Below are 6,406 nucleotides of genomic sequence, written 5' to 3' on the forward strand. Positions count from 1 at the left end.
AAGCAATGTGGAAGCGGCTGGCGCCGCTGCGAACTCATATGTGGAGCCGCTTCGCGGCCTGTCTTTCTGGATTTGTTGACCTTTCCGGCCGGTCATCGTAGCTCGCTCCGCGCCTTCGTTCCCAGATTCACGGACGCGGTCGCAAGCTCCCTTATTTCGCCCGAGATTCTGGGCACTACGGCTCTCCCGCTCGCTATCGATTTCTCTCGCCGGAAGGCAAACAAAATAATCGGTCGAGATAAGGGAGTAAGTATCATGAGCATCGCTGCGGTTACAGAGACCATCAGCACCGCCCACAACATCCGCATGACCCCGGACACCATCGCCCGCGCCGCGTGGGCCACCATCACCACACCCGGCGACCCCCGCGCCGGCCAACTCATCACGCAGCTAGGCGCGGAACAAGCCCTCGCCGAAACCCTCACCGGCACCACGCCCACCGTCGCCGGCGTGAACATGCCCTACCTGAGAGCCGCCGTACTCCCGGAGTACTCGGCACTGAAAGTCAGCGACGTACTGTCCGAGAGTGTCGAGCGCGGTTTCACGATCCTCACACCCTCCCACCCGTTATGGCCGACCCCTGTGGCTGGTTTGGGATCGGCGGCACCGTTCGCCCTGTGGGTTCGCGGCGATAATGCTCTCCTCAGTACGCGGACTGTGGTCCTCACCGGGACCCGCAACGCCACCGGCTACGGCCGGCACGTCTGCATCGACCTGGCCTCAGGCCTAGCCGAACGCGGCTACGTCATCGCCTCTGGCGCCTCCCACGGAATCGACGTCGCCGCCCTCACGTCGGCCCGCGCTTCCGCCAACACGCCCGTCGCACTTCTCGCCGGCGGCGTCGACCAACCTGTCCCGGCCGAAAGCGTCGACCTTCTTGCTGATATCGCCGAGCACGGCGCCATCGTCAGCGAACTTCCGCCCGGAAGCGCACCCTCCACATGGAGTTTCGTTCGCCGGAACCAGCTACTGGCAGCGCTCGGGACCAAAGCAGTCATCGTCGAAGCTGAGTATGACTGCGCCGCGTTGAGCGTCGCGACGACGGCCCTGGATCTGGCCCGCCCGTGCGGCGCGATCCCCGGGCTCGCGATGAGCACCACGAGCGCCGGCTGCCACCGCCTCATCCGCGACTTCGGCGCACAACTGGTCACCAGCATCGACGACGTCGACGACCTCATCTAAACAACCCGTCGGTGCCACCCGCCTCAAGCGGGTGGCACCGCCGTCACTCTGCGCCCGATACGGGTTCCTCGGCAGGCTCGTCGTCCACCGGCACGAAATGCACCGCCGCTCCGCGAGCGGGTTGCACCGTGTGGATCTTCCGGTTAGGCAGGGCCCGGAACGGGGCGATCGCTCCGCCCTGCACGATCCAGAACGCACCGTCGGCAGCTTCTCGGACATCTTGCGGCGGAATGACAAAAGTGTGCTGCGCCCGAGCGCTACCTAGTTCCTCCCCTGTGGCGCGGCCGGCGGATTCCATCCGCATCACGGTCCCGGCGTATTTCACGACATCTTCAGGATCTTTGGACCGGCCAAAGATCAATGCCGCGCCACTTGTCAGGGCGCGGCGCCGGCGAACCTCATCGTTGGAGAGGCCGGCCGGGCTCTGCGTCGCTAGAACCAAACCAACCCCGGCGCTTCGCGCCGTCTCAAACAGACTCCCCGCGGTGTCACCGGGGTCTTGCGCCCCGGTGACCAGTTGCGGAAACTCATCCACGATCACCACCACCGGTGACTTATCCCGGCGCTCCAAACGGGACGCCATGAAATTCCGAAGATCCAGCAGCAACAAATCACCCAGGCGCGCCTGTGCGTCATCGACCGGTGAGAGTGGGATCACGGTCACGTCAGTCTTCGGTGCGTTGTAGGACCACCCGGCGGGTCCGATCCACCGCTCCAGAGGGCGAAGGGCAACGAGCAAGCTCTGCAAGGACCGGGTGCCGGCCGTTGAGCCGTCGCGGTCCACGGGCTTGTTCACCATCCCGAGGTCATACTGATCGCGCACGTGCGCGGCGGGACGTGACAGCCGTTCTCGGAGCTCCTCCACGCTCCGGATCGGGGACTGGTCCTGCACCGCTTGGAGAACGCCGCGGATCTCGTCCAGATAGTGCTGATTGGCGCCATCCGGGACAGGCATCAGCCGCATCAGCTTCGCCGTCACTTGATCAGCCGTGCCGTTGAACAGATCCCACACTCCGCCCGTCGACGCCGTCCGCCCGTAGCTCGACGCGACCGCGACCAGGCTCTCCGCGTCGGCCGGGTCACCTTTCGCATCGATGACGAACACCGGCCACCCGTACTCCAACGCGCACAGGACCAGTCCATTGATCAGCACGGTTTTGCCGCTGCCGGACTCCGCGATGATCAACGCTCTCACTGACGACGAGGCCGGCGGGAGGACCAGGTATTTGCCTGTCGCGTCGACCCAGTCTCGGACCCGCCTGACATCGTAGAACCGGTCCGCCAACGTCCGAACCGTCACCCGGCTGGTCACCCCGAACGCCTGTTGCCCCGCCCCGACCAGAAGTGGAACTGTCGTGGCTTGCAGCGTCGTGCCGACGATGCGGCCCGTGTTGCTTTCGAGGTGCACTCCTATACGGCGCGCGACGCTGCTGTCAGCGGCGCGCTTGCGCGCGGTCTCGATCTTCTCCTGCCGCACCACATTCGACACCCGACGAGAGCGAACCAACTCAGCAATCTTCCGCCGCTTCAAGGACCACGCGACCGGCAACAGCAACACCCCCGCGAGGAGGTTCGTGACGGCCCAGGGACCCGCTGCTGGCCAGAGCTGCAACCACCACCGCTCCCCAGCCACGAACTCGGCGGCAGCACCGGATTGGACCCAATTGACCAGAAGCAGCATTTCGAAGGCCACCAGCATCGCGACCAGCAAGATCCCTGCCGTATTCAGGACCCAGTGCCACCGCCACACCACCCAAAATCTCGTCTTGGTGGCCACCACATCACCGGCCAGGCGACTGACGACAACCGGGACGACCAATGGAAGTGCGACCAGCACCGCGGCGACGGTGAAGGCCGCGCCGAACAGCCGCGCGACCGTGTCGCTGGCCAAGTCGGAATGTGGCAGCCCGCCATCGCTCATGCGCGTGCCGTGGCCGTTCCGCCCCAAACGCGCACGCCGTCAAGCTCGGTCTCGATCGACGCCGGACCGACGCCAGTCAAGTGCGGCCTGTCCTCGAGCTCGGGGCCAACCCAGCGGCCGCGCGGATCAAAAGCGTGCCGGGAGACCAGGCTTTGGCGTTCGGTGCGGAAGATGAACTTGTCCGCTTCCCGCGTGATCGCCCGGTCCGCGTCGCTGGTACAGAAATACGAGATTTGAGTGACGCCTTCATGAGCGAGGCGAAAAGCATGATTCTCACAAATCAGCTTGTATCGCTGCCACGTCTTCGGCGTCAGCTCCACCTCCACGAGCTCCACCACCCGGCCTCGCTGCGCGACACCGTCAACCTGGTGATCGAGCAGCCCGGCCGGCCGCCGATCACGCCGCCACGTAAACCCCTGGGCCACATACCGCGCCGACACTGTCGCGACGGCGACCTCGTGCCTGGTCGTCTGACGGAACAGATTCGGTGGCTGCTTCCCCGCAGCCTGGGGTGTCGGCCAGACGATCGACCCGTCCCGAAACGTCGGCCGAGATCGCCCGACCAATCCGACCGATTCCATCCGAGCCGCCCAGTGCTGCGCGTTACGCAAAGACACCGGCCGGCCGATGTCGAGGTGAGCGCCGAGCGCCCACCGCAAGGCTTCCATGTCAGCAAGTCGGACAACATCCAACCAACTCAGGACCGCCTCATCACGCGGTGTCACCTGCACCATCATCACCCTCCGACTCGCGTCAACGTCCTCCAACTCTTGGCAACGATTCTGCCCCCCGCCACCGACACTCCACCTCAAGCCACACCGCATCTCCCAACCTCCCGTGGAGTACCGTCGTGTCCTTGCCCGCCGTCCTCCCACGGAACCCTGTTTGGGTTGGAGCCAACACCGTGTCAATCACCGCGCTCCCTGGGCAGGACACCTAGAGGAGAGAACCCCCGCCGCACCGGCGCTCCTGCGTCGCGTTGAGACTGATGGCGTGGACGGGCCGGCAAAGAAAGAGGTACGCGGTTCTGCCTCGCTTACCCGACGGACGGTCTTACTCAACGGACCCGGAGATCACGTCGAACACGTCGTTCATGGGTGTGAGGCCGGTCTGCCAAAGAGGTACCCTTGCCCGCATTCCCATCCTTGGGCGCGCAGGATGTCAGCTTGCATCTGCGTCTCGATCCCCTCAGCGATCCCGGTGAGGCTCAAGCCCTTGACCAGCCCACTCACTCCCTGGGCGATGGTATTGGCGTTGCTCTCCTTCTCGGTGAGGTCCTGCACTAAACGCACGTCGAGCTTGACCCCGGTGACCGGCAGGTCCCGTAACACCGAGAGGGATGAGGACCCGGTGCCGAAATCGTCCAAGTGGATGCCTGCACCGGCGCTTCGCAAGGAAGCCAGCGCGTCCCGCGCGGACTCAGTAAGGCTGAGTGCCGCGGTCTCGGTCACATCGATCACGATCCGTGCCGGGTCGACGTCATAGTTGGTCAGATTGGCCTGCACGCTGGCGAGCCAGCCGGGCGCAGCCAGCTCAACTGCCGAGACGTTCACGCTGATCGGTCCCGGCAAGTCGGGGCGCTCGGCAAGGAGTGCGCACACCTGGCGAAGTACTTGGGCGCCGATGTCCTTGATCAGACCGGTGGCCGCGGCGACTTCGAGGAAGTCCTCGGGGTGTAGGAGTCCGCGACTTGGGTGCGACCACCGCACGAGCGCCTCGTGGCCGACGACGCGGCCGTCGGTCAGGGCCACGATGGGCTGATAATACATGAAGAATTCGCTGCGAGCGATCCCCTCACGCAGGTCTTCTTCGAGGGTGCGACGCGCCACGGCCTGCTCATTCATGGCGCTATCGAAGAAGTGCCAACGGGCTCGCCCAGAGGCCTTGGCACGAAAAAGTGCGGAGTCCGCGTCGCTGAGCAGGCTGTCGGAGCTTGACATCGGCGTCGACGTGGCGATGCCGATGGACACGGTCGGCATGATTCGATGACCGTGCACCTCAATGTCGGCCGAGATCGAGGCAGATACTCGCTCGGCGCAGCGCAGCACATCTTGAACGTGTTCGACGTCCTGGATTACGATGACGAACTCGTCTCCGCCGATGCGTCCGACCCGGTCCCCGGGGCGCAGGGCCGCCACGATCCGGTGCGCCACCGTGGTGAGCACCTCGTCGCCGGCCGCGTGCCCCAGCGAGTCATTGACAGTCTTGAAGTGGTCCAGGTCCACGAAGAGCGCCCCCACCGCATGACCCACCCGTTTCGCGGCGAGAAGATCGGCGTCCAAGATGTCCAGAATCCAGGCACGGTTATGCAACCCGGTCAGCGGATCGTGGAAGGCTTGGTAGATCAGGGCCTCCTGCGCCTGCCTCACCCCGGTCACGTCACGTGCCGCGGCGAACACACCCAAAACGTTGCCGTCAACGTCCCGGTACACCGACGCGTTGTACAACACCTCCATCAGCGTCCCATCACGGTGACGCATCGTCAGCGGGTAATCAACGGCCATGCCTTTCTCGAACACCAGCTGGTAAATCGCCTCCGCCTTCTGCGGCTCCGTGAAGCACTCCGAGAACGCCGTCCCGATCAACTCCACCCGAGGAATGCCCGTCGCCTGGACCGTCGCCTCGTTGGCATCCGTGATCAGCCCCTCCGGACTGATCGCCACCAACGAATCCAGACTCGACTCAATCATCGACCGGGCCGCCTCAAACGCTCTCCGCAGGGCTGTCACGTCGCGTGCCGCGGCGAACACGGCGAGCACGTTGCCGCTAGCGTCCCGGTACACCGACGCGTTGTACAGCACTTCGGTCAGCGTCCCGTCCCGGTGGCGGAGGGTCAACGGGTAGGCGAGGCCCATACGCCTTTCAAAGACACTCCGGTAAATCTCGTCAGCCTTGTCCGGTTCGGTGAAGTATTCCGAGAACGCCGTACCGATCAACTCCACCCGCGGAATACCGATCGCCTTGACCGTCGCCTCATTTGCATCCGTGATCAGCCCTTCCGGACTGATCGCCACCAACGAATCCAAACTCGTCTCAAGCATCGACCGGGCGGCCACGAACGCCCGCCGCGCCGCTGTAACATCGCGCGCCGCGGCGAACACACCCAAAACGTTGCCGTCAACATCCCGGTACACCGACGCGTTGTACAACACCTCCATCAACGTGCCGTCCCGATGACGCATCGTCAACGGGTAATCAACGGCCATGCCCTTCTCAAAAACCAGCTGGTAAACCGCCTCCGCCTTCTCCGGCTCCGTGAAGCAATCCGAGAACGCCGTCCCGATCAACTCCACCCGCGGAATA

General features: G+C 64.6%; 4 protein-coding genes. 1 reads left to right on the forward strand and 3 read right to left on the reverse strand.

The genetic code is table 11. From position 1 onward, the window contains the following. The first annotated feature begins 255 nt into the window (after positions 1-255). Positions 256-1,182, forward strand: a complete 927-nt coding sequence (locus JF66_RS12545) for a DNA processing protein DprA (RefSeq protein ID WP_051973498.1) — start codon at positions 256-258, stop codon at positions 1,180-1,182. Between the two features lie 43 nt (positions 1,183-1,225). Here the strand turns inward: JF66_RS12545 and JF66_RS12550 are convergent, their stop codons facing one another. The 3 genes from JF66_RS12550 to JF66_RS12560 form a co-directional block, all read right to left on the reverse strand. After that, positions 1,226-3,103: a hypothetical protein gene (locus tag JF66_RS12550; RefSeq protein WP_156109778.1), complete on the reverse strand. Its 1,878-nt coding sequence runs from the start codon at positions 3,101-3,103 to the stop codon at positions 1,226-1,228. After that, positions 3,100-3,771: a hypothetical protein gene (locus JF66_RS12555; protein ID WP_156109779.1), complete on the reverse strand. Its 672-nt coding sequence runs from the start codon at positions 3,769-3,771 to the stop codon at positions 3,100-3,102. Before JF66_RS12555 ends, JF66_RS12550 begins: the two co-directional genes overlap by 4 nt. A gap of 423 nt (positions 3,772-4,194) precedes the next feature. Continuing rightward, positions 4,195-6,406: EAL domain-containing protein (locus JF66_RS12560; RefSeq protein WP_156109780.1), on the reverse strand; the 2,212-nt coding region annotated here is incomplete at its 5' end.

The organism is Cryobacterium sp. MLB-32, from assembly GCF_000738085.1.
In the GTDB taxonomy this organism is placed as follows: domain Bacteria; phylum Actinomycetota; class Actinomycetes; order Actinomycetales; family Microbacteriaceae; genus Cryobacterium.